At 67.5% G+C, this 26,252-nt stretch carries 26 protein-coding genes and 1 tRNA gene; 18 read left to right on the forward strand and 9 right to left on the reverse strand.

Features of this window, described 5'->3' with window-relative positions:
• Positions 1-4: 4 nt before the first annotated feature.
• The 3 genes from MRBLWH12_RS17330 to MRBLWH12_RS17340 are packed head-to-tail and all read right to left on the reverse strand — an operon-like array spanning position 5 to position 1,987.
• A complete protein-coding gene (locus MRBLWH12_RS17330) occupies positions 5-1,090 on the reverse strand; it encodes a GNAT family N-acetyltransferase (protein WP_363550978.1) in 1,086 nt (361 codons plus the stop codon).
• A 17-nt stretch (positions 1,091-1,107) separates the two neighbouring features.
• A complete protein-coding gene (locus tag MRBLWH12_RS17335; protein ID WP_341975981.1) occupies positions 1,108-1,287 on the reverse strand; it encodes a hypothetical protein in 180 nt (59 codons plus the stop codon).
• 31 nt (positions 1,288-1,318) lie between these two features.
• Entirely contained in the window at positions 1,319-1,987 is a 669-nt protein-coding gene (locus MRBLWH12_RS17340; RefSeq protein ID WP_363550980.1) for a hypothetical protein, read from the reverse strand.
• Positions 1,988-2,197: 210 nt separating this feature from the next.
• Between MRBLWH12_RS17340 and MRBLWH12_RS17345 the strand changes: the two genes are divergently transcribed.
• From MRBLWH12_RS17345 to MRBLWH12_RS17365, 5 genes are all read left to right on the forward strand, one after another.
• Positions 2,198-2,407, forward strand: coding sequence for a heavy-metal-associated domain-containing protein (locus tag MRBLWH12_RS17345; protein WP_363550981.1), 210 nt, complete (start codon positions 2,198-2,200; stop codon positions 2,405-2,407).
• Positions 2,407-3,360: a heavy-metal-associated domain-containing protein gene (locus MRBLWH12_RS17350; RefSeq protein WP_363550982.1), complete on the forward strand. Its 954-nt coding sequence runs from the start codon at positions 2,407-2,409 to the stop codon at positions 3,358-3,360. Before MRBLWH12_RS17345 ends, MRBLWH12_RS17350 begins: the two co-directional genes overlap by 1 nt.
• A gap of 36 nt (positions 3,361-3,396) precedes the next feature.
• Positions 3,397-5,658, forward strand: coding sequence for a heavy metal translocating P-type ATPase (locus tag MRBLWH12_RS17355; RefSeq protein ID WP_363550983.1), 2,262 nt, complete (start codon positions 3,397-3,399; stop codon positions 5,656-5,658).
• A 160-nt stretch (positions 5,659-5,818) separates the two neighbouring features.
• Entirely contained in the window at positions 5,819-7,441 is a 1,623-nt protein-coding gene (locus MRBLWH12_RS17360; protein ID WP_363550984.1) for a sodium-dependent transporter, read from the forward strand.
• Positions 7,438-7,572, forward strand: a complete 135-nt coding sequence (locus MRBLWH12_RS17365) for a methionine/alanine import family NSS transporter small subunit (protein ID WP_102194762.1) — start codon at positions 7,438-7,440, stop codon at positions 7,570-7,572. Before MRBLWH12_RS17360 ends, MRBLWH12_RS17365 begins: the two co-directional genes overlap by 4 nt.
• A 66-nt stretch (positions 7,573-7,638) precedes the next feature.
• On the opposite strand, the gene MRBLWH12_RS17370 is transcribed toward MRBLWH12_RS17365, so the two are convergent.
• Positions 7,639-8,664 (reverse strand): LacI family DNA-binding transcriptional regulator, encoded by a 1,026-nt coding sequence (locus MRBLWH12_RS17370; protein ID WP_363550985.1) that lies wholly within the window; start codon positions 8,662-8,664, stop codon positions 7,639-7,641.
• A 150-nt stretch (positions 8,665-8,814) separates the two neighbouring features.
• On the opposite strand from MRBLWH12_RS17370, the gene MRBLWH12_RS17375 reads away from it, so the two are divergent.
• From MRBLWH12_RS17375 to MRBLWH12_RS17415, 9 genes are all read left to right on the forward strand, one after another.
• Positions 8,815-10,197, forward strand: a complete 1,383-nt coding sequence (locus tag MRBLWH12_RS17375; RefSeq protein ID WP_341975973.1) for an ABC transporter substrate-binding protein — start codon at positions 8,815-8,817, stop codon at positions 10,195-10,197.
• The gene (locus MRBLWH12_RS17380) at positions 10,197-11,138 is read left to right on the forward strand and encodes a carbohydrate ABC transporter permease (RefSeq protein ID WP_341975972.1); all 942 of its coding nucleotides are present in this window, start codon (positions 10,197-10,199) and stop codon (positions 11,136-11,138) included. Before MRBLWH12_RS17375 ends, MRBLWH12_RS17380 begins: the two co-directional genes overlap by 1 nt.
• Positions 11,139-11,147: 9 nt before the next feature.
• Positions 11,148-11,981 (forward strand): carbohydrate ABC transporter permease, encoded by an 834-nt coding sequence (locus tag MRBLWH12_RS17385; RefSeq protein ID WP_363550987.1) that lies wholly within the window; start codon positions 11,148-11,150, stop codon positions 11,979-11,981.
• A 67-nt stretch (positions 11,982-12,048) separates the two neighbouring features.
• Positions 12,049-13,503, forward strand: coding sequence for a glycoside hydrolase family 32 protein (locus tag MRBLWH12_RS17390; protein WP_363550989.1), 1,455 nt, complete (start codon positions 12,049-12,051; stop codon positions 13,501-13,503).
• A 207-nt stretch (positions 13,504-13,710) separates the two neighbouring features.
• The gene (locus MRBLWH12_RS17395) at positions 13,711-15,018 is read left to right on the forward strand and encodes a cysteine desulfurase (protein WP_363550991.1); all 1,308 of its coding nucleotides are present in this window, start codon (positions 13,711-13,713) and stop codon (positions 15,016-15,018) included.
• Positions 15,015-15,452, forward strand: a complete 438-nt coding sequence (gene sufU / locus MRBLWH12_RS17400; RefSeq protein WP_341975968.1) for a Fe-S cluster assembly sulfur transfer protein SufU — start codon at positions 15,015-15,017, stop codon at positions 15,450-15,452. The genes MRBLWH12_RS17395 and sufU overlap by 4 nt, the downstream gene beginning before the upstream one ends.
• A gap of 33 nt (positions 15,453-15,485) precedes the next feature.
• The gene (locus MRBLWH12_RS17405) at positions 15,486-16,427 is read left to right on the forward strand and encodes a GNAT family N-acetyltransferase (protein ID WP_363550993.1); all 942 of its coding nucleotides are present in this window, start codon (positions 15,486-15,488) and stop codon (positions 16,425-16,427) included.
• Positions 16,428-17,135 (forward strand): NADPH-dependent F420 reductase, encoded by a 708-nt coding sequence (locus tag MRBLWH12_RS17410; protein ID WP_363551402.1) that lies wholly within the window; start codon positions 16,428-16,430, stop codon positions 17,133-17,135.
• A 116-nt stretch (positions 17,136-17,251) separates the two neighbouring features.
• On the forward strand, positions 17,252-17,914 hold the full coding sequence (locus MRBLWH12_RS17415; RefSeq protein ID WP_363550994.1) for a GntR family transcriptional regulator: 663 nt from the start codon (positions 17,252-17,254) through the stop codon (positions 17,912-17,914).
• Between the two features lie 18 nt (positions 17,915-17,932).
• Here the strand turns inward: MRBLWH12_RS17415 and MRBLWH12_RS17420 are convergent, their stop codons facing one another.
• On the reverse strand, positions 17,933-18,772 hold the full coding sequence (locus MRBLWH12_RS17420; protein ID WP_363550995.1) for an SDR family NAD(P)-dependent oxidoreductase: 840 nt from the start codon (positions 18,770-18,772) through the stop codon (positions 17,933-17,935).
• A 131-nt stretch (positions 18,773-18,903) separates the two neighbouring features.
• On the opposite strand from MRBLWH12_RS17420, the gene MRBLWH12_RS17425 reads away from it, so the two are divergent.
• Positions 18,904-19,485 carry an asparagine synthase gene (locus MRBLWH12_RS17425; RefSeq protein ID WP_363550996.1) on the forward strand — a complete coding sequence of 194 codons (582 nt, stop codon included), beginning with the start codon at positions 18,904-18,906 and terminating at the stop codon, positions 19,483-19,485.
• Positions 19,486-19,550: 65 nt separating this feature from the next.
• Positions 19,551-19,623, forward strand: a tRNA-Arg gene (locus MRBLWH12_RS17430).
• Between the two features lie 53 nt (positions 19,624-19,676).
• Here MRBLWH12_RS17430 and MRBLWH12_RS17435 read toward each other — a convergent pair.
• Positions 19,677-20,609, reverse strand: a complete 933-nt coding sequence (locus MRBLWH12_RS17435) for a LysR family transcriptional regulator (protein WP_363550997.1) — start codon at positions 20,607-20,609, stop codon at positions 19,677-19,679.
• 77 nt (positions 20,610-20,686) lie between these two features.
• Between MRBLWH12_RS17435 and MRBLWH12_RS17440 the strand changes: the two genes are divergently transcribed.
• Positions 20,687-22,417, forward strand: coding sequence for an L-aspartate oxidase (locus MRBLWH12_RS17440; RefSeq protein WP_363550998.1), 1,731 nt, complete (start codon positions 20,687-20,689; stop codon positions 22,415-22,417).
• Between the two features lie 27 nt (positions 22,418-22,444).
• Here the strand turns inward: MRBLWH12_RS17440 and MRBLWH12_RS17445 are convergent, their stop codons facing one another.
• On the reverse strand, positions 22,445-23,284 hold the full coding sequence (locus MRBLWH12_RS17445) for a sigma-70 family RNA polymerase sigma factor (RefSeq protein WP_363550999.1): 840 nt from the start codon (positions 23,282-23,284) through the stop codon (positions 22,445-22,447).
• Between the two features lie 28 nt (positions 23,285-23,312).
• Positions 23,313-23,810, reverse strand: a complete 498-nt coding sequence (locus tag MRBLWH12_RS17450; protein WP_363551000.1) for a carboxymuconolactone decarboxylase family protein — start codon at positions 23,808-23,810, stop codon at positions 23,313-23,315.
• A 224-nt stretch (positions 23,811-24,034) separates the two neighbouring features.
• Between MRBLWH12_RS17450 and MRBLWH12_RS17455 the strand changes: the two genes are divergently transcribed.
• Positions 24,035-25,570 (forward strand): HNH endonuclease signature motif containing protein, encoded by a 1,536-nt coding sequence (locus MRBLWH12_RS17455; RefSeq protein WP_363551002.1) that lies wholly within the window; start codon positions 24,035-24,037, stop codon positions 25,568-25,570.
• A gap of 44 nt (positions 25,571-25,614) precedes the next feature.
• Here the strand turns inward: MRBLWH12_RS17455 and MRBLWH12_RS17460 are convergent, their stop codons facing one another.
• Positions 25,615-26,199, reverse strand: a complete 585-nt coding sequence (locus MRBLWH12_RS17460) for a hypothetical protein (RefSeq protein ID WP_363551004.1) — start codon at positions 26,197-26,199, stop codon at positions 25,615-25,617.
• Positions 26,200-26,252 lie beyond the last annotated feature (53 nt).

Consider the following 26,252-nt stretch of genomic DNA (forward strand, 5'->3'; position numbering starts at 1 on the left):
GAACTCAATCCCGCTGTTCACGCGCGCTCGCCGGGAGGGGGAGGCGATATGTGACCAGTGGGTCGTCGCTGAGGGCGCGCGGGGTCGGCCCGACGGCGGGCCGGAAACCGGCTGCCTCGTACAGAGGCGTCGTTCTGTCGCCGGCGCGCACAGCCACTTCGATGGCCTCGAACTCGTTCGATTCCGACCACGAGATCACGTCGGTGAGAAGCGCGCGATCGATTCCCCGGCCCGCGGCCATCGGCCGCACCGCCAGTCTCTCGAGGACGAGCGTGCCGTCGTCTCCTGCTTTGGGAACCACGAGCACGAACCCGGCCAGCGGCTCTCCCGCCACGGTGAACCGCGCGACCGGGCCGTCGAAGAGTTGCCTGAGCCGGTCGTCCGTTCCGCGCATCTCGGCGGATCCTTCGCGAGCGGAGGCGACCTCGGTCCACAGGCTGACGCATTTCTCGACGTCAGCCGGAATCGATCCCCGCACCAGCTCGATCACGGGCCACTCCTCGGCGAGGAGTCCGTAGCTCATCCAGTCGAGCCAGGTGCCTGAGTGATGGAGGGCGCTCTTGCGACTGACCCCCTCACGTCGCATCCCGAGGTGTTCCATGAGGCGCCACGAATGCTCGTCGTCGGCGAAGCATCCGGCGTGGACTCGTCTCATACCGAGTGACCCGAAGCAGGTGTCGATCACCGCGCGGATCGCCTCGGTGGCATATCCGTTTCCTTCGTGGGCGGGGTCGAGTGTCCAGCCGAGCTCCGCTTCGACGCCCCGCGCATCGCCGGCCACCTCTTCGTCGGCCTCGCCGTCGATGCAGCGCACCGTGACGTCACCGATCGGCGTCGGAAGCTCATCCTCGCGCTCAGGGTGCAGATCGATGATGAACGTCGACGCGAGCCGGTAGGGCGCCCGAAAGTACGCGCGAAAGGCACCGAGCGTATCCGGAGCCGGGCTCAGCCACTGGCTCACCTCCGGAAGCCGCCGCCACTCCCACATCGTGTCGATGTCCTCCGCGGTGCAAGGCCTGATCTCGAGCCGCGGCGTGCGGGCGGGCCAGACGCCGCCGCACGCCGCGGCGCTCAGTCGCCCTGCGCTCACCGACAGAAGCTGAGTCCTCACCGATAGAAGGCGAACACCCAGACGAGGAAGCCGACGCCGCCGACGACCAGGACGGTGGTGCCGATCGTCTTCATGCGCTCCATCGCCGGGCTGATCGAGCGGTAGTAGCGCTCCATGCGTCGGCGCCGACGACGCCTGCGGACCTGCGAGGCCAAGGAGGCCGGGCGGGCGCTCATGACAGTTCCATGAGTATGCATCCCCGTCGGTTTACAAAGCCGTGAGCACGGGGTTGCTCGGCGTGAGGTCGGTCCAGTTCACGGTTCCCGTGCCGGCAACCACGGCGCCGAGGCTCGACGGGTTGGAGATGTCGAAGCACAGGCTGTACGTGCACTCCACCTGCGGGATCGGAAGGAGCGGGATGAAGATCGCCGTGAAGGTCATGCAGAGTCTGGTAGGGATCTTCGGGCCGTAGGGCGGGAAGATGTCGTCGGGCATGTTCACGTTGCCCAGCACCGAGAAGGTGGAGGTGAAGGCGCTGATCTGTCCGATCGTGCCGACACCGGTCGTTCCGGCGACGGTGTAGTTGTGACTGGTGCCATCGCTGAAGGAGATGCTCCCGCCTACTCCGATGACCGTGTATCCGGGCTTGAAGAAGCCGACATCGCAACCACCGCTGTTGAGGTTGAAGACGATGCTGCCTGTCACGGTGCCGACGTTGAGCACGGTGAGCGACTGCGCGGTGAACGCGCCCAGTGAGCCGGTGGTGAGGCAGCCGCAGCCCGGCCCGTTGGTCGAAGCGGCTGCGAGCGGTGTTGCAACCGCCAACGCAATGGCCGGTGCCGACCAGGCGAGGCCCTTGGCGACGGACCGACGCGAGACTCCTTCGCCCTGCGTGTGGTGCGGCTTCGTTGCCGGACGCTGAATGTTCATTTCCATGTGATTACCCGAATTCCCCAGTGGCGGATGCGCTATTCCCAGAGCGCGACGAGGGGCGACATGACCCCTCGTACAGAAGACGGAGTTCGAGTCGGATCATTACGCGGAACGTCGACATTCATTTGGTCCGACGGACTCGGGAATACCCCTAGGGGGTATAGGGTTGACATCAGTATCGGACCGAAAGCGTCCCAGACGGAGAGGAACATCATGACCACGACTGAGTACCAGGTGACCGGCATGACGTGCGGACACTGCGAGATGTCGGTGCGCGAAGAGGTCGAGCAGATCTCCGGAGTCGAGAGCATCCAGGTGAGCGCGAAGACGGGCCAGCTCGTCGTCACCGGCGCTGACGACCTCGACGACGCCAAGGTTCTGGCCGCGGTCGGCGAGGCCGGCTATTCGGCAGTGCGCGTCTGATGAACGCCGGCGGACGACTCGCGCTCTACGGGGCAGGATTGGTGGTCGCATTCGGTGCGGCCTTCGCCGTCGCGGGCGCGGTCGTCCCCGGCGACATCGCTGCGACATGGGTGAAGAAGGATGAGATGAACGGTCACACAGAAGAGGCAGGAACCGCGGCGCACGGTGCGTCGGAACACACGACGGCGGACGCGCTGAAAGGCCTGTCCCTGAGCGCCGGTGGCTTCACGTTGTCGCCCGTCGAGGCGCCGGGCGCCGTCGGGGAGGGCGGGGAGCTGAGCTTCCGCATCCTCGATGAAGCGGGTGAACCGGTGACGTCGTACGCCACCGCTCACGACAAGGAGCTCCACCTGATCGTGGTGCGTTCCGACGGGATGCTGTTCCGCCACGTGCACCCGGAACTCGACACGGGCACCGGCCTCTGGTCGCTCCCCTGGACGTGGACGGATGCCGGAACCTACCGCGTCTACGCGGACTTCACTCCGAGCGGCAAGGATGCGGTCGGGCTCACCCTGACGCGCACTCTGCAGGTCGCCGGATCCTTCGCCCCGACGCAGCCGGCGCTGTCGAAAGTCGACGACGTCGACGGCTACACGGTCTCGCTCGAGGGTGACCTCGCGGCCGGAGCGTCCGGCGAACTCACGATCACGGTGACCCGCGACGGCGAACCGGTGACGACCCTGCAGCCGTATCTCGGCGCTTTCGGGCACCTCGTCGCCCTCCGCGAGGGCGACCTGGCCTACCTGCACGTGCACGCCGAGGGAGACGACCCCGAGGCGGGAGAGACATCCGGGCCCGAAATCGGGTTCATGGCCGAAGCACCGACCGCCGGACGGTACCTGCTGTACCTCGACTTCCAGGTCGACGGCACAGTGCACAGCGCGGAGTTCGTCGTCGAGGCGGCACAGGCGCCTCACGGAGAACAATCCGACACGCACGACGATTCGCACTGATCCGACGGATCACGGCGCGAGAAGAGAGGAACGACGATGAGCACATCGGCAGTGCCTGTGCGAGGACCGGGCATCGAACTGGAGATCGGGGGCATGACCTGCGCCTCCTGCGCGATGCGGATCGAGAAGAAGCTGAACAAGCTCGACGGCGTCGAGGCGAGCGTGAACTACGCGACCGAGAAGGCGAAGGTCACCCTCCCCGAGGGGTACGACCTCGCACTGCTGATCGCGGAGGTCGAGAAGACCGGCTACACCGCGCACCTCCCGAAGCCCGCGGTCGCCGCGGGTACGGATGCCGGCGATTCCGAGGACCCCGAGCTGACGTCTCTGCGGCATCGGCTGATCGGCTCGATCGTGCTGACCGTGCCGGTGATCGCGATGGCGATGATTCCCGCGCTGCAGTTCACCTACTGGCAGTGGGCATCGCTCGCGCTCGCCGCTCCCGTCATCATCTGGGCGGCATGGCCGTTCCACCGCGCCGCCTGGATGAACCTCCGGCACGGCGCGGCGACGATGGACACGCTCATCTCGATGGGCACATCCGCGGCGTTCCTCTGGTCGCTGTACGCGCTCTTCTTCGGCACCGCCGGCACGCCGGGGATGACGCATCCCTTCGAGTTCACGATTGCTCCATCGGACGGCGCAGCCAACATCTACCTCGAAGTCGGCGCGGGGGTGACGATGTTCATCCTCGCGGGCCGCTACTTCGAGAAGCGGTCGAAGAAGCAGGCGGGGGCGGCGCTGCGCGCTCTGCTCGAACTGGGCGCCAAGGAGGTCTCGGTGCTGCGCGGCGGCGTCGAGGTGAAGATCCCCACCGCGGAGCTCGCGGTCGGTGACGAATTCATCGTGCGACCGGGGGAGAAGATCGCGACCGACGGGGTCGTCGTCTCCGGCACCTCTGCGATCGACGCCTCGATGCTCACCGGCGAATCGGTGCCGGTCGAGGTCGGCGCGGGGGATGCCGTCACCGGCGCCACCGTCAACGCCGGCGGTCGTCTGGTGGTGCGGGCCACCCGGGTCGGCTCCGACACGCAGCTGGCGCAGATGGCCCGGCTCGTCGAGGAGGCGCAGACCGGCAAGGCCGAGGTGCAACGATTGGCCGATCGCGTCTCCGGGGTGTTCGTGCCGATCGTCATCGCCATCGCCGTGGCTGCGCTCGGGGCGTGGTTGGGGGCTGGGTTCCCCGTCACCGCGGCGTTCACGGCGGCCGTAGCCGTACTCGTGATCGCCTGCCCCTGCGCGCTGGGATTGGCTACGCCGACGGCGCTGCTCGTCGGCACCGGCCGCGGCGCGCAGATGGGCATCCTGATCAAGGGCCCGGAAGTTCTGGAATCGACCCGCCGGGTCGACACCGTCGTGCTCGACAAGACCGGCACCGTCACCAGCGGACGGATGACCCTCGTCGACGTCGTCACCGAGTCCGGTGTTGATCGTGCCGAGCTGCTCCGTTTCGCCGGCGCGCTCGAGGACGCGTCCGAGCACCCGATCGCACAGGCCATCGCGAAGGGCGCGACCCAGGAGATCGGCGCGCTGCCCGTTCCCGAGGACTTCGCGAACATCGAGGGCAAGGGCGTGCAGGGCGTCGTCGACGGTGTGGCGGTCGTCGTCGGCCGCGACACCCTGCTCGCCGACTGGGCGCTGCACCTGAGCCCCGAGGTCGCAAGTGCGAAAGCGGATGCCGAGGGCGACGGCAAGACGGTCGTCGCGATCGGCTGGGACGGCAGGGCCCGCGGCATCCTGGTGGTCGCCGACACGGTGAAGCCGACCAGCGCCGAGGCGATCTCCCAGCTCAAGGAGCTCGGCCTCACCCCGGTTCTGCTCACCGGTGACAACGAGGCGGTGGCCCGCCGGATCGCCGCCGAAGTCGGGATCGAGCAGGTGCACGCCGAAGTTCTGCCCCAGGACAAGGTCGACGTCATCACCCGGTTGCAGCAGGAGGGCAAGGTCGTGGCGATGATCGGCGACGGTGTGAACGACGCCGCCGCCCTCGCGCAGGCCGACCTCGGGCTGGCCATGGGCACGGGCACCGACGTCGCGATCGAGGCATCCGACATCACCCTCGTCCGAGGCGACTTGCGCAGCGCAGTCGACGCGATCCGCCTGTCGCGCCGCACCCTCTCCACGATCAAGACCAACCTGTTCTGGGCCTTCGCCTACAACGTCGCCGCGATCCCGATCGCCGCGCTCGGCATGCTCAACCCGATGCTCGCCGGTGCTGCGATGGCGTTCTCCAGCGTGTTCGTCGTCGGCAACAGTCTGCGCCTGCGGGGGTTCCGGAGCGTCACGGCGGACAGGTGAGCCGTTCGACGGGACACTTTGTCGGTCCGAAAGCACACCTGCAGGCGGAAACCGCTTTTTTCGGCCTGCAGGTGTGAATTCGAGCAGACGGGTGTACCGCGGACGGACCCTCCCGCTCGCCTCGCGGACAGCGGGCACGCACTCCGGTAGGGTCGCGGTCATGGCGAACGCAACAACGCAGGCACCCAAGCGCGAGGCCTTCGGCTCACGGAACGTGTTCATCCTCTCGGCCATCGGCTCGGCGGTCGGCCTCGGGAACATCTGGCGCTTCCCGTACGTCGCCTACGAGGGCGGCGGTGGCGCGTTCCTCATCCCGTACCTGTGCGCGTTGCTGACTGCCGGCATCCCGTTGCTGTTCTTCGACTACGCGATCGGTCACCGCTTCCGCGGATCGGCGCCGCTCGCGTTCCGACGCATCCACCGCGCTGCGGAGCCGCTGGGGTGGTGGCAGGTGCTGATCTGCGTCGTCATCGCCGTGTACTACGCCGTCATCATCGCGTGGGCGGCGATGTACACCTGGTTCTCGGCGCAGCTCACCTGGGGGCCGGGTAACGAGAACGACTTCTTCTTCGTCGACTTCCTGAAGTCGGCGGATGTCGCCGCGGTCGGCGTCTCGACCGAGTTCGTGCCGCAGGTCGGAGTGCCGCTCATCATCGTCTGGCTGGTCGTCATCGGGATCATGGCGCTCGGCGTCAAGCGCGGCATCGGCAGGGCGAACATGATCCTGATGCCGCTGCTCACGGTGATGTTCGCGATCCTCGTCGTACAGTCTCTGTTCCTTCCCGGTGCGATGGACGGCCTCAACGCCTTCTTCACGCCGAACTGGGAGGCCCTCGCCGACCCGGCCGTGTGGGCATCGGCGTACGGCCACATCTTCTTCTCGCTGTCCGTCGCCTTCGGGATCATGGTGACCTACTCGTCGTACCTGAAGCGCAAGACCGACCTCACCGGCTCCGGTCTCGTCGTCGCGTTCGCCAATTCGGGCTTCGAGATCCTCGCCGGCATCGGCGTCTTCGCAGCCCTCGGATTCATGGCTCAGGCGCAGGGGACGGAGGTCGCGGGTGTCGCATCATCTGGGATCGGCCTCGCGTTCATCGCCTTCCCGACGATCGTCTCCAACGCCGCCGGCGGCTCGATCATCGGGGTGCTGTTCTTCGGAGCACTGGTGTTCGCCGGGGTCACCTCGCTCATCTCGATCCTCGAGGTGATCGTCGCCGCCCTCCAGGACAAGCTCGGCTGGGGGCGCATCCGGACCACGATGGTGGTGTCGATCCCGCTCGCGATCGTCTCGATGGCGCTGTTCTCGACGACGACCGCGCTGTCGGTGCTCGACACCGCCGACGCCTTCGTCAACGCCTTCGGCATCATGGCCGTGGCGCTCGTCGCGGTCATCGTGGTGGCCTGGATGCTGCACAAGCTGCCGGTTCTGCAGGAGCACCTCAACCGCCGCTCGAGTTTCGGCGTCGGCCGCATCTGGAAGATCTGCGTCGGCGTCCTCGGTCCGATCGTGCTCGGCTACCTGCTCGTCAGCGAGATCATCGCGAAGACCTCGGCCCCGTACGGCGACTATCCGGCATGGTTCCTCGCGATCTTCGGCTGGGGGATGGTCATCTCGCTGGTGATCCTCGCGCTCGTGCTGTCGGTCCTCCCGTGGAGCGGCCGTTCGCACGCCAAGGATGACCCCGAGTACGACGAGTTCCTGGTCGATGAGAGCTATGAGGCCGACCCGGAGACCGGGACGATCGATGCACTGGCACCGTCCGAGAAGGGAGCACGCGCATGACCACGACAGCGATCGTCATGATGATCATCGCCATGGTCACGGTCTGGGGCGGCCTCATCGCCGCGATCGTGAACCTCGCACGCCACCCGGAAGTCGCCGAATCCGAGCCCGCTCCGCCGGTCGAGCTCTAGGCCGTCGGGCTCTGAGACCGTCGACCGAAAGGGCGGCGTGATCGTTTCCCCGGTGACCGCCGGCGTTCACGCCGGCCCGCCGACCGATTCCCTCTCGATGAGCGGCATCGGCACCAACTCGTGCGCCGGCTCGCTGTCGCCGAGGAGCATCCGTACTCCGCGTCGTGCCATCTCCTCGTACGGCAGTCGGGCGGTGGTGAGCCCTGGGCGCTGGTAGCCGGCGAGTTCTTCGTCGTCGTAGGAGATCACGGAGATGTCGTGCGGCACGCGGGTTCCACGTTCGGCCAGAGCCTGATAGACGCCGAAGGCGACGTTGTCGTTGCACGCGAGGATCGCGGTGAGGTCGGGATGAGCATCCAGCATCCGATGCGTCTCCGCGTAGCCGACCTGGGGGATCCAATCCGGCACGGGCACCCGCACCGGGATGACCCCGGCCTCGGCGAACGCCTCTTCCATTCCGGCGAAGCGCAGATCGATCGTCACGCTCTCGCGGGGATTGCCGAACGCATGGGGCACATCGCCGATCAGCCCGATGCGACGGTGGCCTGCGCTGGTGAGCCGCCGCACCACCGTCAGCCCGGCCGTGTGCTCATCCGGGAGAATGCTGGGGTGATCTGCCGTGGTCGTTCCGTTCACGACGACCACGGGCACGGTGGTCTCGGGCAGATCGATCAGGCGCGCCCCCAGGAGACCCACCAGTACCCCGTCGACCCGGCGGTCGATCATCGACTCGAAGGCGTCGGCGATCCCGGATTGGCCGGCCTCGCCGGCTTCTGCGATCAGTACCGTGTGGCCGTATTCCTTGGCCGCGGCGAGGACGCCGCTGATCATGCCGGACGCATAGCGGGTGATCGTCACCTGGTCGGAGATGAATCCGATCGCCCTGGTCTTTCCGAGCCGTAGGCTCTGGGCGGCAGGATTGGGGCGATAGCCGAGTTCTGCGGCTGCCGCGCGCACGCGCTCGGTCGCCTGCTCGGAGAGGCGGGTGCCCGGCTTGTCGTTGAGGATCATGCTCACGGCCGCCTTGGACATGCCGGACTGCCGGGCGACGTCGGCGAGTGTGACGCGTCGCGTGACCGGCTTCTCCATCATCTGCCTCCCCGACAAGTGCTGAACCATTTCAGCATAACTCTTGCCATCGGGTGGGATCGGGTGCTACTTTCCTCTTGCTGAATCAATTCAGCACCTGAGTTCGTCGTCGTCGACCGCTCAGGCCGAAACTCACGAGCGGGGAACGACAACGTGGTTGAACTCAGTCGCAGGGCGATGATCGCCCTGCTCGGACTCGGTGCCATCGGCACCGCCGTCTCATGGCCTCGCCTCACCGGTGGGGACATCCCCGGCAGAGGCGATGACGCTCTGACCGTGGCGCTCTTCGGCACCGCGCAGGATGCCGCAGCGCGGCAGGCGCTCGTCGAAGGGTTTCAGCGCAAGCATCCGGGAATCGCCGTGCGCATCGTCGCGATCCAGGGGCAGGACTGGAGCAATTACTTCGCCAAGATCCTCACGATGGTCGCCGCGGGAACGCCGCCGGATGTCGTCACGGTGGCCACCGAGGGCACGCAGCTGTTCGCCTCACGGATGGCGCACCCGATCGACGAATACGTGCAGCGCGACGGCGACGAACTGAAGGAGTACTTCGACGACGTGAATCCCGCACTCGTCGAGGCGTTCATGTACAAGGGCAATCTCTTCCAGCTGCCAGACAACTTCAACGCCCCGAATGTGTTCTACAACACGGGTGCGCTGGAACGGGCGGGGCTGGAGCGCCCGCGTGACGACTGGACGGTCGACGACTTCTTCCAGGTGTCCCGCGCCATGAAGAAGTCGGCCGACGGCAACTTCCTGCCCTATTTCTGGAACAACCGCCTCTGGGGCGGAGTGGTGCCGTGGCTGTACGTGAACGACACCAGCTTCCTCACCGAGGAGAAGGCCCCCGGCGGGGACTGGCTCTGGAACAGGTTCTATCCGAACGAGAAGCCGCGCGGCGGTGGGCCGCTGTGGGAGAACGCCGACGCCCTCAATGAGCGCACGATCGAGAGCTTCGAAGTCCTGCAGCAGATGGTCAGCGAAGGCCTCGCGGCCAACCCGGCGCAGGGCGGCGGCAACGAGCTCGTCTCACTGTTCTCCACCGGCAAGGTCGGGATGACCCCCGCTGGCGGGTTCTGGGTACAGGGACTGAACGATGCCGGTGTCGCCAACGACGAATACGACGTGAGCTTCTTCCCGAAGATGCGCAGCCAGCGGCACCAGTTCGGGGCCGGCGGCTACGCCATCATGGAGACCTCGCCTCGCAAGGACGAAGCCTGGGAGTGGCTGAAGTACTGCATCTCCGACGAGGGTCTCCGCATCGCCCACCCGCGCCCGGATTCCTCGATCCCTCGCCGTTCGATCAACGACGAGTTGTACGGCGCAGGCATGGGGCCGAAGCACTGGCAGGTGTTCTACGACACCTTGGACAAGTTCCCCGAGAGCGGGCCGATGCCCGCACCTCCGCAGCAGGCAGCCGTCGAGTCCGCGCTGATCAAGAACGTCGTCACGACCATCACCAACGGTCAGGGCGGCGTCCGCCGCGGACTGGAGACGATGCAGCGTGACCTCGAACTCGCATTGAAGGGACGATGATGTCCACCACGACGCTCTCCACCCGCGCCACTGTCGTGCCCAAGGGCGCGAAGCCCGCTCCGGAGAAGAAGCGCGGCAACCGCCTCCTCATCTGGGTGTTCCTGGCGCCGACCGTGATCGGGCTCGGCATCTTCACGTTCATCCCGATCATCGGGTCGATCGTTCTGGCGTTCTTCCGCTGGGACATCATCACGGCTCCGGAATTCGTCGGCGTCGACAACTTCGTCCAGCTCGCCGCGAATCCGACCGTGCGGGTGTCGTTCCTGAACACGATCGGGTTCGTGATCGTGGCGGTGACCCTGCAGCTCGCCGTCGCGCTGGGGCTGGCGGTTCTGGTCCAATCGAAGATGCCGAACTGGCTGCGCACGTTCTTCCGTTCGGCGCTCTTCTTCCCGCTGATCCTGTCCGCGGCATCCGTCTCCCTGGTGATGGCCTACCTGTTCAATCAGGAGTTCGGGCTGGTGAATCAGGTGCTCGGCTGGTTCGGCGTCGCCAAGATCGGCTGGCTCACCACGGGCTTCGGAGCGAAGGTCGTCGTGCTGCTGGTGTACGTGTGGCAGAACTTCGGGTTCACGTTCCTGCTCTTCATCGGCGGCGTCGCCGCCATCCCGAAGGAGGTCTACGAGGCGTCCTCGATCGACGGTGCGACCGGGTGGCGGCAGTTCCGCCAGATCACGATCCCCCTGATCAGCCCGACGATGCTCGTCGCGAGCGTGATGGCGATCATCGGCGCCCTGCAGATCTTCGACCAGCCCTACGTCCTCACCCGAGGCGGACCCGGAGATGAGACCCGCACCGCGGTGATGGTCATCTACGAATCCGCCTTCCAGCAGCTCGAGTTCGGCCTCGCCTCGGCGATCGGCATCGTGCTGACCATTCTGATCATGCTGGTGACCGCCGTGCAGTTCCAGCTCAGCAAGCGTTTCGTCTTCTACGGGTGAGGAACTGACATGACTATCGAAGCGGTCCAGAGGACCTCTCCGCTGCGCGGACTGGGTTCGCTCGGCAAGTACACGCTGCTCATCGTCGCCGCGTTCCTCACCCTGGCTCCGGTCGTGTGGACGCTCATCACGGCGATGTCGCCGCAGAACATCGACACCGGCGCCATCGAGTTCGGCGGCGGCGCGTTCGCCGACGTCTTCGCGCGCATCCCGGTCTGGTTGTACACCTGGAACAGCGCCCTGGTGACGCTGCTGATCGTGGTCGGGCAGATGCTCAGCGCGGCGATGGCCGGCTACGTCTTCGCGCGGTTCGAGTTCCGCAGCAAGAAGATTCTGTTCATGCTGATCCTCGCCACGATGATGGTGCCGATGCAGGTCACGATCGTGCCGGTGTTCATGCTCGTCAGAGGTATGGGGCTCGCCGACACCCTGCTCGCGCTGATCGTTCCGGCACTGCCGACGGCGTTCGGCACGTTCCTGATGCGACAGTACTTCCTGAGCCTGCCGCCCGAGCTCGCCGAGGCGGCCGAGATCGATGGCGCCGGACCCTGGCGCGTGTTCTTCGGCGTCTACCTGCCGCTCGCCGCACCGGGGCTGGCCATCGTCGGCATCCTCGCGTTCAATTACCACTGGAATGAGTTCTTCAGGCCGTTGATCATGACGATCAGCGAGCAGAACTTCACCCTGCCGCTCGGCCTCGTGACGCTGCAGGGCAACCTCGGCACCGGAAGCGTGGCCACAGTGCTCGCCGGTGTGATCATCTCGATGATCCCGGCGCTGCTCGTGTTCATCTTCGGACAGAAGCCGCTGCGCGAAGGCCTCACGGCGGGTGCCGGCAAGTAGCCCACGGCCCTGGCCCGCTCCTGATACCTGACCCTCGACCCGACCCGATCACCTGAAGGATGCCGTAGTGACCGACGCCCATACGCCCCGACCCCTCTTGCATTTCACTCCGGAGCGGAACTGGATGAACGACCCGAACGGGCTGGTGTTCCACCGGGGCAAGTACCACCTCTACTACCAGTGCAACCCGGATGGCACGATGCATGATCACATCAGCTGGGGGCACGCGTCCAGCGCCGACCTGGTCAGTTGGGAACACCATCCTGTGGCCATTCGCGACGATGAGGCCGGGGAGATCTTCTCCGGATCCGTCGTCATCGATCACGGCAACACGTCGGGTCTCGGCTCGGCCGACGCGCCGGCGCTGGTCGCGTTGTACACCCAGGCATCGAGGAACCCGAGTCGGCAGGCGCAGGCGCTCGCCTACAGCATCGACGACGGACTCACCTGGACGAAGTACGCGGGCAACCCGGTGCTCGATCGCGGCACCGGGGAGTTCCGCGACCCGAAGGTGTTCCGCTACGACGGGCCGGCCGGCAGCTATTGGGTGATGGTCACCGTCGAGGCGGTCGACCGGCAGGTGCTGCTGTATCGCTCCGATGACCTCACACGCTGGACGTTCCTGTCGAGCTTCGGACCGGAGCGGGCCGTCGACGGCGTCTGGGAGTGCCCGGACCTGTTCCCGCTCGCCGTCGACGGCGACCCGTCAGAGGTGCGCTGGGTGCTGATCATCAGCCTCAGCCCCGGCGGCGTCGCGGGCGGCTCGGGCACCCAGTACGTCATCGGGAGTTTCGACGGCGTGACCTTCACGGCGGATGCCGAGGCGACGGATGAGCCGGCGGACTGGCTGGACTTCGGCCGCGACTGCTACGCCGGGGTCACTTTCGACGGTCTGGATCGCGAGGAACGGACCCTGATCGCGTGGATGTCGAATTGGGACTATGCGCGGGAACTGCCCGCCGGTGAAGGACTGCTTCGGCACGGGATGATGACGCTCCCGCGCCGGCTGTCGCTCGTCAGTCGAGCGGGACGGATCCGGCTGCGGCAGCAGCCCGTGTCCGCTCCCCTCGAGAGGGAGAGCGCGGTCGAGGCGGTGTCCGTCGACGAGCGGGTCACGCTGATGGAGCGGCTGCCGGAAGCCGGGCGGATGACCGTGCGCGTGGATACCCGAGATGCGGCGGGGTTCGCCCTCCATCTGCGATGCGACCCTTCCGGCGACGGCGGTGTCGTCCTCGCCTACGATCGCGGCGACCTGCGGGTCACTCTCGATCGACGCCCCGGCACCGAAGGACTGCCCGAGAGCTTTCCGAGCGTCGAGGTGATGCCTGTCGCGGGTGGAGGCCTGGTTGAGCTCGTCATCTGGCTGGACCGCGCGTCGATCGAGATCTTCGCCGACGGAGGCACTCGCGTGCTCACCGATCTGATCGCCCCGCAGGCGGGAACGGCTCTCGCCATCGAGGGGCGCGGGGGAGCCGTGCACGTGGAGCGGATCGCGGTAGCCGGGGTCATCGCGTCGGGGTGAGGAGCGGCGTGGCCGTGCTGCGGCTGGCGGTCGCGGGCGGCGAGTGGTCAGAAACGCTCCTTCAACGCGCGTTTGCGATGCGTTTCTGACCTCTCACCGAGGCGACGGCGCGTTTCCGATGCGTTTTCGACCTCGTATGCGCGCAATCTCGCCCCCGACGCGACTCCGACCGGGCCCGCACCCAGCGGCAGGTGGGAAACTTGAAGGATGAGCACTTCCCCTGTTGTCGACCTGGCTGCCCCGCTGAGCGAGGCGGAGGTGCGTCGCATCCGCGAGGACTTCCCGATCCTGCAGACGCAGGTGAACGGGCATCCGCTCGCCTACCTCGATTCGGGGGCCACGTCGCAGCGTCCTTTCGCCGTGCTGGATGCCGAGCGCGAGTTCGCGTCCACGATGAACTCGGCTGTGCACCGCGGCGCCCACACGCTCGCCGCCGAGGCGACGGAGCTGTTCGAAGATGCTCGCAGCACCCTCGCCCGTTTCGTCGGCGCCGATGACGACGAGATCGTCTGGACATCCAACGCCACCGAGGCGATCAACCTCGTCGCCTACTCACTGTCCAACGCCTCCATCGGACGCGGCGGTGCCGAGGCCGACCGGCTCCGGCTGCGCGAGGGCGACGAGATCGTCACCACCGAGATGGAGCACCACGCGAACCTGATCCCGTGGCAGGAGCTCGCCGCCCGCACCGGCGCGACGCTGCGGGTCATTCCGGTCGACGACAACGGCGCGCTGCGGCTCGACGACGTGGCCACCATCATCAACGAGCGCACCAGGATCGTCGCCGTCACGCACGTCTCCAACGTGCTCGGCGTGATCAACCCGGTCCCGCAGATCGTCGCCCGTGCGCGTGAGGTCGGCGCGCTCGTGCTCCTCGACGCCTGCCAATCGGCCCCGCACCTCCCGCTCGACGTGAAAGAGCTCGACGTCGACTTCGCCGTGCTGTCCGGCCACAAGATGCTCGGACCCACCGGGATCGGCGCCCTGTACGGGCGGCGCGAACTCCTCGAGGCGATGCCGCCCTTCCTCACCGGCGGCTCGATGATCACCACGGTCACGACGACGACCGCCGAGTACCTGCCGCCGCCGCAGCGCTTCGAAGCGGGCACGCAGCGGGTTTCGCAGGCCATCGCGCTCGCCGCGGCCGTCGACTATCTGACGGCGGTCGGGATGCCGCGGATCGCTGCGCACGAGGCGGCGTTCGGCAGGCAGCTCGTCGACGGGCTGAGCGCGATCGACGGTGTCCGTGTGCTCGGCGCGGGCATCGACCTGCCGCGGGTGGGACTCGCGAGCTTCGACGTCGCCGGCATCCACTCCCACGACGTCGGTCAGTTCCTCGATGATCGCGGCATCGCCGTGCGCGTCGGGCATCACTGCGCCCAGCCGCTGCATCGGCGGCTCGGCGTCACCTCGTCCACGAGGGCGAGCACCTACCTCTACACGACTGACGCCGAGGTGGATGCCGTCATCGAGGGCGTCGCCGCGGCGATCGACTTCTTCCGGAGGGGCGCATGAGCGACCTGCAGAACCTGTACCAGGAGCTCATCCTCGACCATTCCCGGACCCCGCACGGTTTCGGGCTGCGTGATGAGGTCGCGGCGCAGTCGCATCAGGTGAATCCCACCTGTGGCGACGAGGTCACCCTTCAGTTGCACCGCGCCGCCGACGGCACGATCGAAGCGGTCGCGTGGGAAGGCCACGGATGCGCGATCTCGCAGGCATCCGCTTCGCTGTTCGCCGAACTCGTCGAAGGGCTCACCGTCGACGAGGTGGAGGTCCGGATCGCCGCGTTCCGCGAGGCGATGCGCTCACGCGGGAAGATCGAACCAGACGAGGAGCTGCTCGGAGATGCCGCGGCCCTCGGCGGGGTATCGAAATACGTCGCGCGCGTGAAGTGCGCGATGCTGGCCTGGGTCGCTGCGGAGGACGCACTGCACAAGCTGGCTTGACGGGTCGCGGCGGCAACAGAGGATGATGGACGAATGCCTCTGAAGCTGCTTCCTCTGAATGCCGACCGCTACGACGAGTGGCGGGAAGTCACCAGGACGCGGCTCATCCGGCTGCGGCAGGACTCGGGTTTGCGCCTGGGACAGGATGCCGTCGACCAGGCCGACGCCTACTTCACCGACCTGATTCCCGACGGTACGGACACGGCCACGTCGCGCATTCTGCGCATCGTCGATGATGCAGACGGCGAGATCGGCACGGTGTGGCTCGGCCTGAACAGCACCACGATGTTCATCGTCGATCTCGCGTTCAGCACCGAACCCAGCGATGCGCAGTGCGACGCCGTGTTCGCCGCGGTGCTGGACACGGGCCGTGAGCATGACGTCCGCAGGGTCAGCATGGGGCTGTTCCCCCAGGATGCTGCGGGGCATCGGTTCGCCGACGGCCGTGGCTTCCAGGTCTCGTCCATCCAGATGCTGCTCGAGCCGCTACCGGGTCGGCAGATCGCGGCCCACGTGGAGGTGGCGCCGATGACCCCGGAGCGCTACCCCCGCTACGAGATCGAATCCGAGGCGGCCTTCGCGCAGGACCTCGTCGATGCGGGCAGATACACGATGGAGGAGGCGGTGGAGGAGTCCCACCGGCAGTTCCTGCAGGAGCTGCCGCAGGGATTGGAGACACCGGGTCAGGAGTTGTTCACCGCGACGGTCGACGGCGTCGAGGTGGGCATCCTCTGGATCGGCATGCGCCGACGGGGTGGTCATCCGCATGCCTTCATCCTCGATATCGAGGTGGCCGCCGATCAGCGGCGGAAGGGGTACGGCCGCGAGCTCATGCACGCCGCCGAACGAGAAGCCGAGCGTCTCGGTGCCGGCTCCATCGGACTGCACGTGTTCGGGTTCAACGTCGGTGCTGTCTCGCTCTACGAACAGCTCGGCTACCGTCGGCTGGAAGAACATCTCCTTCTGGAGCTGTGAATCGGCCTTCGTGACTTCCGGCGTCACCGACGGGAATACCGCAGTGCGGAGGGCGTTGGCCCGGACATGACAACTCTCGGAATCATCGGTGCAGGACACATCGGAGCCCAGGTCGCACGCGCGGCCGTCTCCTCCGGCTACGACGTCGTGATCGCGAACTCCCGCGGTCCGGAAACCCTCGGCGACCTCGTCGCGGAACTCGGCCCGAAGGCGCGAGCCGCCACGGCCGCAGAGGCGGGAACGGCGGGAGATGTCGTCGTCGTGACCGTGCCGCTGCACGCGATCGACCAGGTCCCGGTCGAGCCGCTCGCCGGAAAGATCGTGCTCGACACGAACAACTACTACTTCGAGCGCGACGGCCGCATCGAGGCTCTCGACAAGGGGGAGACCACCACCTCGGAGCTCCTCCAGCAGCACCTGCCGACCTCCAAGGTGGCGAAAGCGTTCAACCACATCTTGGCCTCGGAGATCGCGACGGCCGGCGCCCCGGCCGGGTCACCGAACCGGCGCGCACTCGCGACCGCGAGCGACCATGACGACGCGGCCGAGTTCGTCGAGCGGTTCTACGACGAGATCGGATTCGACACCGTGAACGTCGGCCCGCTGAGCGAATCGTGGCGCGTGGAGCGCGATCGTCCCGCGTACGTGGTCAGGCAGAACGCCGAGGAGCTGACCGCGAACCTGGCTCTCGCGAACCGTCTGCCCTGACGATCGTCCCAGCCGATGAAGGGGGCGGGGTGCTGCGGCATCCCGCCCCCCTTTGACGTGCACGCGCGGGGAGACACACGCGAACGCGAAACTCCGAACAGTGCGAGAATTTACACATGACAGGGCTGGGGGCAGTCGGGGAATTGGAATCTGCGCGGGTGACGCGGATTCTGCGCGACGACATCGTGCTGGGCCGGCGTCTGCCCGGAACCAAGCTCATCGAGCGGGATATCGCGGCCGAACTCCACGTGTCACGTCTACCGGTGCGAGAGGCGATTCGCGCTCTGGTCGCTGAGGGAGTCGTCGTGGCGCGACCGCGCAGTTGGGCGGTGGTGCGCGAGTTCACCGTGCGCGACCTGTACGATCTCAGCGAAGTTCGAGAGTCTGTCGAGACGTTGATCTTCGTCTTCGCCGCCGAGCGGCACGATGACTCCGGAATCGAACGGTTGCGCGCCGCACTCGAACGGGAAGAGAGCGCCGCGCACGCGGGCGATACGGAAGCAGCGCGAATCGCCGCCGGACGGTTCCACGAGATCGTGTCCGAGCTGGCCGGCAACGAGATGCTCGATGAACTCATCCGCGTGTTCATCACGCGCCTGCAGTGGCTCTTCGGGCAGCACGACGATCTCGTCGCGATGGCTGCCGAGCACCGCATCATCTTCGATGCGCTGATCGCGCGCGACGTGGATGCCCTGCGCGTCCTCGTGCCGCGGCACCTCGCCGCCGGGCGGGCGACCGCCGAACGGGTTCTCCTGGCGCGCGCCGCTTCGTCGGACTGAACGCGACCGCGAACAGGCTCAGGAGGCGGGGGACGTCGTGTCGATCGCCGCACGGAGCGGTCGCCGCATCGCCGCCCAGTATCCGGTCGGGCTGGCGCGCACGAGCAGATCGATGAGACGCGCCTCGCGACCGATCATCGTTCGCGCGCGGCGCCGCTGCGTGGCGCGCACGATGCGGGCCGCGGCATCCGCAGGGTCGGTGTGATACATCTGCGCCTGCGCTGCGGCGGCCCGGGCCGCGACGGCCGGATCGATCGCCGCCGCATAGCGGCCGTGCAGGATGATCCCCGTTCGCACTCCGGCGGGGTAGACGGCCCCGACCGTGACCGAGGTGTCCTCGAGCTCATGGCGCAGCGACTCCGAGAAGCCGCGGACGGCGAACTTGCTCAGCGCATAGGGGATGCGACCGGCGGGGGCGGCGAGGGCGTAGACGCTGGCGAGATGCGTGATGTGAGCCGCCGGCGCCGCGCGCAGCACGGGGAGGAGTGCCTTCGTGATCGAGACCGTTCCCCACAGGTTCACATCGACCAGCCAGCGCATCTCCTCCATCGTGAGCTGGTCGAGAGAGCCGAGCATCGACGAGCCTGCGCAGGTGATCAGGGCGTTCACCTGCCCGTGCGCAGCGGCGATCTCGGCGGCCGCCGCGAAGACCGCGTCGTCATCGCGCAGGTCGACGACATGCGTCGTCACGGTCGTATTCGCCAGGTCCTCGGCCACGGCGGCCAGCGCGTCGGCATCGTGGTCGAGCAGCGCGAGGTGGGCGCCCTGGGCGGCGAGCAGGCGGGCGACAGCGGCGCCCATGCCGTTCGCGGCTCCGGTGATGACCGTTGTGCTGCCGGTGAACGTGAGCGGCTGCATCCATCCTCCTCTGGGGGCGATCTCGAGGATGCGTCTCGCGCGGCGGCGTAGGCGGCGAGACCCCGATCGGATCCATTCTGGCCGACGTTCTGCGCAAGTGATACCGGTACGCTCGAGGAGAGGAGGTTGCGGTGGGACGAACATCGGATGCCATCGCTGAGGGTGTCGCGATCGCGACCTCAGCTGCGCGCCTCGTCGTGAAGAACCACATCCTCGTCGACACGATCGCCCAGGGCGGCGTCTTCGACACCGGCAAGTACATCGCCGACGCCCGTGAGGCGCTGCGCGCGATGGCGGAGGAAGCGGAGCAGGCCGAGAAGACGCTCGCGGAACTGCGCAAGCGCGCCCGCGGTCGCCACTCCGACCCTTCGGGCACGCACGACTACCGTGACCGCGACGTGCGCAACCTCAAGCGTCGGGCGAAGCAGTCGCACGGGGTCGCCACCAGACTGCGCGAGACGATGGAAGATCCGGAGGCGCTCAGCGTCATCGTGGAGGAAGCGCGGGAGGGGGCCTGGGCCGATGTGCGGCACAACCTCGATCGGCGCCTGCGCGTCGAGGGGATGCGCCCCGATCAGGATCCCGACTACGACACCATGCGCGAGGCGCGGATGCAGGCGCTCCGGCTCGTCGATCTGCAGGCGCTGTCCTCGCAGCAGCGTGCCCGCCGCAAGGTGAAGAAGAAGCAGAAGGCGGCCGCAGAGCACGAGTGAGCCCTCGTTTCGCAATCGCGACGCGACTGTTGTAGGCTTATCGTCGGCCCGCTGAGCGGGCAGGAGCGCCCGTAGCTCAATGGATAGAGCATCTGACTACGGATCAGAAGGTTAGGGGTTCGAGTCCCTTCGGGCGCACAGCATCAGAAATTCCCCGTCACGGAAGTGGCGGGGAATTCTGCTTTTCCGGGCTATCCGAGCAGGCTCGTGATGGCCGGGTCGCGTTGTGCGACCTCGGCGGCCGTCGACACGATGACCCGCCGCATCGCGGCGCCGGCAGCGGTCGGCGTGACGTCGGTGCGATGGGCGAGGATGATCGTCCGCGTCATCAGCGGATGCGACAGCCGCACCGAACGCAGTTCCGGTCGATCGAGCAGCACCATCGCTGGGACGACCGCGACTCCCAGGCCGCGCTCGACGAACCGCAGCACCGCGTCCATCTCGGCGCCCTCCAGCACCGGCGTCGGTGCGAGACCGACGGCGCGGAATGCGGCATCCGTCGTCGCGCGCAGGTCGTAGCTCTCGTCGAAGGCGATCAGCGGCAACTCGGCGAGATGCTCCAAGGTGATCGTCGCCTGCGCCGAGATCGGGGGTCGGGCGGCGGACGACACGACGACGAGCTCTTCGGACAGCAGCGGCATTCTCGTGAGGCTGACGCCGGCGACGGGCGGGTCATCGGATGCGGTGATGAGCGCCATGTCGACCGCGCCGACGGCCAGCTGCTCGATGAGCAGTCGGGAGCCCGCCTCGGAGAGATGCAGCTCGATGCCGGGATGCATCTCGTGGAAGGCCCCGACCGCCTCGGGCACGAGGCTGATGCAAAGGGTAGGAGTGGCGCCGAGACGCACTTTTCCTCGTCGGAGTCCGGCGAGGTCGCTCATCTCCTCTTTGATGGCATCGGCCTCGGCGAGCATCCGCTGCGCGCGGGGCATCAGCGCTTCGCCGGCGGGAGTGAGCGAGATATGTCCGCGTGCGCGGTGGAAGAGCGCGGCCCCGAGCTCCTGTTCGAGCGTCGAGATCTGCCGGCTCAGCGAAGGCTGGGCCAGATGGAGGTCCTCGGCGGCCCGGGTGAAGTGCCCGAGCTGGGCGACGCGGACGAACCCGCGGAGCTGCTCCAGATTCATGAGAATAGTCTACAGCTATCGAATCAAGCCGAACAATGCATTGGAGTTATCGCCGCTGGGTTCCTAGCGTGGAGGATATGAGCACACGCGAACGACAGATCTCCACCTCCGTCCTCGTCATCGGAACGGGAGGCTCCGGCCTGCGCGCGTCGATCGAAGTGGCCGAGCGGGGCGTCGACGTTCTGGCGGTCGGCAAGCGGCCGCGTCAGGATGCGCACACCGCGCTCGCCGCGGGTGGCATCAATGCCGCGCTCGGCACCATGGACGCCGATGACAGCTGGCAGCAGCACGCGGCAGACACGATCAAGGAGAGCTACCTCCTCGCCAATCCGCACACGGTCGAGATCGTCGCGAAGGGCGCGGAACGCGGCATCCGCGACCTCGAGCGCTACGGCATGGACTTCGCTCGCGAAGACGACGGACGCATCTCGCAGCGATTCTTCGGTGCGCACACCTTCCGGCGCACCGCGTTCGCCGGCGACTACACCGGGCTCGAGATCCAGCGCTCGCTGGTGCGTCGGGCCGAGCAGCTGCACGTGCCGATCCTCGACCACGTCTACATCACACGTCTGCTCGTCCGCGACAACGTCGTGTTCGGCGCGTACGGCTTCGATCAGAGCGACGGCACTCGCTACCTGATCCACGCGGATGCCGTCATCCTCGCCGCCGGCGGCCACAACCGCATCTGGCGGCGCACGTCTTCTCGTCGTGACGAGAACACCGGCGACTCCTTCCGCCTCGCTGTCGAGGCCGGGGCGCGGCTGCGCGACCCTGAGCTCGTGCAGTTCCATCCGTCCGGGATCATCGAGCCCGAGAACGCGGCGGGAACCCTGATCTCCGAGGCGGCGCGCGGTGAAGGCGGCATCCTGCGCAACGCACTCGGCGAGCGGTTCATGGAGAAGTACGATCCGGAGCGGATGGAGCTGTCGACCCGCGACCGCGTCGCTCTCGCCGCCTACACCGAGATCGCCGAGGGTCGCGGTACCGAGAACGGCGGCGTCTGGCTCGACGTGTCGCACCTCCCGCGCGAGACGATCATGTCGCGACTGCCGCGCGTCTACCAGACGATGCTCGAGCTGCAGATGCTCGACATCACCACGGACCCGATCGAGATCGCGCCGACCGCGCACTACTCGATGGGCGGCGTCTGGGTGCGCCCGGAAGACCACCGGACCGACGTCGAGGGCCTGTATGCGATCGGTGAGGCATCGAGCGGGCTGCACGGAGCGAATCGCCTCGGCGGCAACTCGCTCATCGAGTTGCTCGTCTACGGCCGTCTGGTGGGGCAGGCAGCGATGGCGCATGCCGCTGGATTGGATGCGCAGCGGCGATCTGCTGCCGCCGTGGCGGCTGCCCGTGCAGAGGTCGATGACCTGCTCGCTGCGGATGGGAGGGAGAACGTCCGTGCCCTGCAGCGCGCGATCCGCAACACCATGACGTCGCATGCAGGCGTGGTGCGATCCGAGGAGGGGCTGCTCGCGGGGCTCGCCGAGCTCGACGCGATCGAAGCGCGGATGGACGACATCGGAATCCACCCGGACATCGCCGGGTTCCAGGATCTCGCGCATGCGTTCGATCTGAAGGCGTCGGCGCTCGCCGCCCGGGCCACGATGGAGGCGGCCCTCGAGCGGCGGGAGACCCGCGGATGCCACAACCGCAGCGACTATCCCGAGACCGATCCGGCGCTGCAGGTGAACCTCGTCTGGTCGCCGCGCACGGGTGTGACGCGCGAGTCGATCCCGCCGATCCCTGACGAGATCGCCGAGCTCATGCGCGACGTCGACACGGTGGGCAAGCTCGTGGAGTAGCCCCTGTCCTCGTCAGCCGGCTCTGCGTCAGCGGATCAGGCGGGTCTCCATGGCCACGATGCGATCTCCCTCCGAGGTGAACAGGAGGAGGGATTCCGGGACGCCGTCGGAGATCGCGACCACAGCGAATCCGGTGGCGAGTTCGACGATCTCGAAGTCGAAGCCCGCCGCGTAGCGGTGGTAGGCGGCGGCGCTCGAGGCGACGCTCTCCGCACCGCGGACGATACGGATGCCGTCAGCGCCCTGATCGACGCGGAACTCCACATCCGGGTGCAGCACCGCCAGCAGCCCGACGAAGTCTCCGGTCTGCGCGGCCGCGAGGAACGCATCCACGACCGCCCGCCGTTGTTCGCGGGTCGCCGCCTGCTGGGGGTCGCCGAGGGCAGCCCCGCGCACGCGGTCGCGCGCCCGGCTGGCGAGCTTGCGGGCGGCGGGCGTCGTCCGGTCCACGATCGGCGCGACCTCGTCGAACGACAAGCCGAACACGTCATGCAGCACATAGGCGAGGCGCTCATCGGGTGTCAGCTGCTCGAGCACCAGCATGAGGGCGTAGCCGACCCGGTCGGCGCTCTCGGCACGCACGACCGGGTCGGACTCGTCGGGGCTCCGCTCCGCCTCCGGAAGCAGATCGAGCGGGTTCTCCTGCCGCCGTGAGCGGGAGCGCAGCTGGTCGAGGCAGATCCGGCTGACGACCCGCGTGAGCCAGGCTCGCAGATCGTCGACCTCGGGGGTGGCGCGGGCGACGCGGAGCCACGCCTCCTGCACGGCGTCCTCGGCGTCGGCGTGCGAGCCGAGCATCCGATAGGCGACGGCGGTCAGATATCGCCGGTGGGTCTCGAACGTCTCGCCGAGGTCGGTCGTCTGCATGTGCACCTCTCCGCCCGAAAGCTACCGGTCAGTGGGCGCCGGCCGGCTGCCGGATCGCCGCATTGATGCGATTCCACACGTTGATCGCGCCGATCTCGAAGAGCAGTCCGGAGATCTGCCTGCGATCGAAATGGCTCGTCATCTCTTCCCAGAGCTCATCCGAGATCGGGTCGTGGTGATCGGCGAGGCGAGTGAGGACTTCGGTGAACTCGAGCACGGCGCGCTCCTTGGCGCTGAAATACGGCGCGTCCCGCCAAGCGGCGACGGCATGGACGCGCTCATGGGAAGCACCGTCCTCGAGCACCTGGCGGGCGTGGTCGACGACGCACCAGCTGCAACCGTTGATCTGGCTCGCCCGCAGCGCGACGAGATGCAGCAGTGACTCCGGGACGCCGGATGACTGCGCGGCGCGGTTGATGCTGCTGATCGCGTCGATTCCTCCTTCGAGCACGAAAGCCGGATGCGGCATCCGCGCCTTGTGGGTGACGATCGCATCTGCGTCGATGGGGGCTTCGATGATGGTCATGGGTTTCTCCTGTTCGTCGGTTGTGCGCCGTCCGGTGGACCGCTTCATAGAGAAGACGGATGGGGCGCGCAGAATGTGACGGATGCGTCGTCGCGCGATATTCCGATCGTCGGGTCGGACCGACTTTCTGACCGGTGGTGCTTGACTCCAAAGAGATCGAAAAAGTTTCTCTGATCTGCTTCTTTTTGGGTCTGAATGTCGGTGGCCCCCTATTGAATGGAGGCATGAACAACCCGCTGACACTCCTTGATCAGGTCGTCTCCGACCTCGATCAGGTGCTGGGTGCGGATGCTCTCGGGGCGTTGTCGGATGTGGACCGGATGCATGTTCTTCGCGTCGCGGGTGAGGCGTTCCGCCGCATCGAGGCGGTCGTGGTCGAGGCGACGGCCGGGGCAGAACCGGGGTTCCCGGACGGCTTCGGATGTCGGAACATGAACGAACTGCTGCAGCGGGTGCTGCGGGTCGATGCACCGGGCGCTGCCCGGGTGGTGAAGGCCGCGGATCTGCTGCACCGTGATGTGGAACTCACCTCAGGCGCACGATTGCCGGCCCGGTGGCCCGCCCTGCGCGGCGCGATGCTCGGCGGGACGATCGGGATCGCCGGGCTGCTCGCCGCGACCGGCCCGATCGAACGGGCCGGGGTCCGGATCGGGGCAGCCGACCGGTTGCGGGCGGATGCCGAACTCGCCGGCCAGGCCCACGGGTACGTCCTCGCCGCCGCCGATGCCGCTGCCGATGTGGCGCCTCCGGCGACGCCAGAAGATCTGAAGCAGTTCGCGCAGCTGATCGCCCTGTATCTGGATCCGGACGGCTCTGCCCCGTCGGAGGCGGAGGCGTCGCAGTCCCGGTCGTTCACGATCGGACGGCTCCGCAACGGCACGTACCCCGTCCGCGGGAACATGCTGCCCGAGACGTATGCGCAGATGCAGCTCATCTTCGACGCCCAGATGAACCCGAAGACAGCAGGCCCCGAGGATCTCGGCGTGACGTTCCGTCCCTCCGATGAGATGGACTGTGACGATGACGGCGCGGATCCGTTCAACTCCGACCCGCGGAACGTGATCGACCCGCGCACCCGCGCCCAAAAGCAGCACGACGCCCTCGCCGCGGCCTTGGGCATCGCGGCCCGCCACGACGAGATGCCCAGCCTGGGTGGGGCGGCGCCGACTCTCGTGGTGCACGTCGACGCGGCCACCTTCGCCGCGGGCGCCGGTGCGAAGTTCGCAGTCGGATCAGCCGCAGACGCGCTCCCTGTTCCGGACAGCGGCACCAACAGCAGCGCCGACAGCGGCACCGGAACCGGAGCGGGATTCGCGGCCGGTTGGGCAACGATCCCCGGTATCGAGGCTCCGGTCTCGGCATCCGTCGCCGCCCACACCGCCTGCTCCGGCACGATCCAACGCGTCTTGTTCGACGAGGGCCGCATCGTCGGCATCAGCGTCACCGACCGGGTCTTCACCGTCCACCAACGCCGCGCGATCATCGCCCGCGACAAGGAATGCCTCATCCCGGGCTGCCACGTCCCCGCATCCTGGTGCGAGATCCACCACGTGACCGAACACGCCCGCGGCGGCCCCACCCATACCGACAATGGGGTGCCTTTGTGCTGGCATCACCATCGCACCCTCGACAGATCCGGATGGGAGATCCGCATGATCGGCGGCATCCCCCAGATCCGCGGACCCGCATGGTGGGACCCCACCCAGCGATGGCGCACCCCACGCGCCACCCTCGACACACTCACACGCACCCGCGTCTGATCGCGCACTGCGGCACGCTCAGCGACCAGGGGTGCTCAGCGGGGTCACCCCGGGGTGATGTCGTCCGGATCGAATTGTGGTCGTCCGACCACGCCGATTCCCACCGCTTCGTGGTCAGGCTCGGGACGCTCCTTCTTCGCCGGAGCCTTCGGCTCTTCGCTGGGTTCCTTCTCGGTGCTCGGCTCCTGCAGCTGCTCGGTGGTCGGCTCTTCGGTCGTCGAAGTGGCGGTCGTCGACTCGCCTGCCGTTGGTGCTTCGGTTGCCGACTCGTCCGTCGTCGACTCGTCCGTCGCCGGTTCCGTCGATGACTCGTCCGTCGCCGGTTCCGTCGATGACTCGTCCGTCGCCGGAGCCGTCGATGACTCATCCGTCGCCGGCCCCGTTGCCGTCGATGTGTCGGTCGCGGACTCGGTGGTCGCGGCCTCGTCGACTGCTGCCGCCTCCGACGGTTCGTCCGCGGCCGGAGTGGATGACGGCTCTGCCGCGGCCGAGCCGGTTGTGGGCTCCTCTGCCTGCGGTGCGGTCGCCGGCTCCGCCTGCTCGGCGGATGTCGGCTCCTCCGCCTGCGGGGCTGTCGACGGCTCCTCCGCCGGATCGCTCTGCTCCTGCGGGGCTGCACTGTTCGTCATGATCGCTCCTTGGTCTTGCGGCCTGGTCACGACAGGATGCGTCGAGGGCTCGC

Origin of the sequence: Microbacterium sp. LWH12-1.2 (assembly GCF_040675825.1) — a bacterium.
GTDB lineage: Bacteria > Actinomycetota > Actinomycetes > Actinomycetales > Microbacteriaceae > Microbacterium.

Coding starts and splice junctions, on each gene's coding strand:
- MRBLWH12_RS17370 (WP_363550985.1), bottom strand. CDS start 8,664: ATGATGGAGAAGCCGGTCACGCGACGCGTCACACTCGCCGACGTCGCC.
- MRBLWH12_RS17435 (WP_363550997.1), bottom strand. CDS start 20,609: ATGAATCTGGAGCAGCTCCGCGGGTTCGTCCGCGTCGCCCAGCTCGGG.
- MRBLWH12_RS17355 (WP_363550983.1), top strand. CDS start 3,397: ATGAGCACATCGGCAGTGCCTGTGCGAGGACCGGGCATCGAACTGGAG.
- MRBLWH12_RS17395 (WP_363550991.1), top strand. CDS start 13,711: ATGAGCACTTCCCCTGTTGTCGACCTGGCTGCCCCGCTGAGCGAGGCG.
- MRBLWH12_RS17335 (WP_341975981.1), bottom strand. CDS start 1,287: ATGAGCGCCCGCCCGGCCTCCTTGGCCTCGCAGGTCCGCAGGCGTCGT.
- MRBLWH12_RS17450 (WP_363551000.1), bottom strand. CDS start 23,810: ATGACCATCATCGAAGCCCCCATCGACGCAGATGCGATCGTCACCCAC.
- sufU (WP_341975968.1), top strand. CDS start 15,015: ATGAGCGACCTGCAGAACCTGTACCAGGAGCTCATCCTCGACCATTCC.
- MRBLWH12_RS17365 (WP_102194762.1), top strand. CDS start 7,438: ATGACCACGACAGCGATCGTCATGATGATCATCGCCATGGTCACGGTC.
- MRBLWH12_RS17455 (WP_363551002.1), top strand. CDS start 24,035: ATGAACAACCCGCTGACACTCCTTGATCAGGTCGTCTCCGACCTCGAT.
- MRBLWH12_RS17350 (WP_363550982.1), top strand. CDS start 2,407: ATGAACGCCGGCGGACGACTCGCGCTCTACGGGGCAGGATTGGTGGTC.
- MRBLWH12_RS17460 (WP_363551004.1), bottom strand. CDS start 26,199: ATGACGAACAGTGCAGCCCCGCAGGAGCAGAGCGATCCGGCGGAGGAG.
- MRBLWH12_RS17440 (WP_363550998.1), top strand. CDS start 20,687: ATGAGCACACGCGAACGACAGATCTCCACCTCCGTCCTCGTCATCGGA.
- MRBLWH12_RS17405 (WP_363550993.1), top strand. CDS start 15,486: ATGCCTCTGAAGCTGCTTCCTCTGAATGCCGACCGCTACGACGAGTGG.
- MRBLWH12_RS17380 (WP_341975972.1), top strand. CDS start 10,197: ATGTCCACCACGACGCTCTCCACCCGCGCCACTGTCGTGCCCAAGGGC.
- MRBLWH12_RS17415 (WP_363550994.1), top strand. CDS start 17,252: ATGACAGGGCTGGGGGCAGTCGGGGAATTGGAATCTGCGCGGGTGACG.
- MRBLWH12_RS17385 (WP_363550987.1), top strand. CDS start 11,148: ATGACTATCGAAGCGGTCCAGAGGACCTCTCCGCTGCGCGGACTGGGT.
- MRBLWH12_RS17420 (WP_363550995.1), bottom strand. CDS start 18,772: ATGCAGCCGCTCACGTTCACCGGCAGCACAACGGTCATCACCGGAGCC.
- MRBLWH12_RS17445 (WP_363550999.1), bottom strand. CDS start 23,284: ATGCAGACGACCGACCTCGGCGAGACGTTCGAGACCCACCGGCGATAT.
- MRBLWH12_RS17340 (WP_363550980.1), bottom strand. CDS start 1,987: ATGGAAATGAACATTCAGCGTCCGGCAACGAAGCCGCACCACACGCAG.
- MRBLWH12_RS17345 (WP_363550981.1), top strand. CDS start 2,198: ATGACCACGACTGAGTACCAGGTGACCGGCATGACGTGCGGACACTGC.
- MRBLWH12_RS17360 (WP_363550984.1), top strand. CDS start 5,819: ATGGCGAACGCAACAACGCAGGCACCCAAGCGCGAGGCCTTCGGCTCA.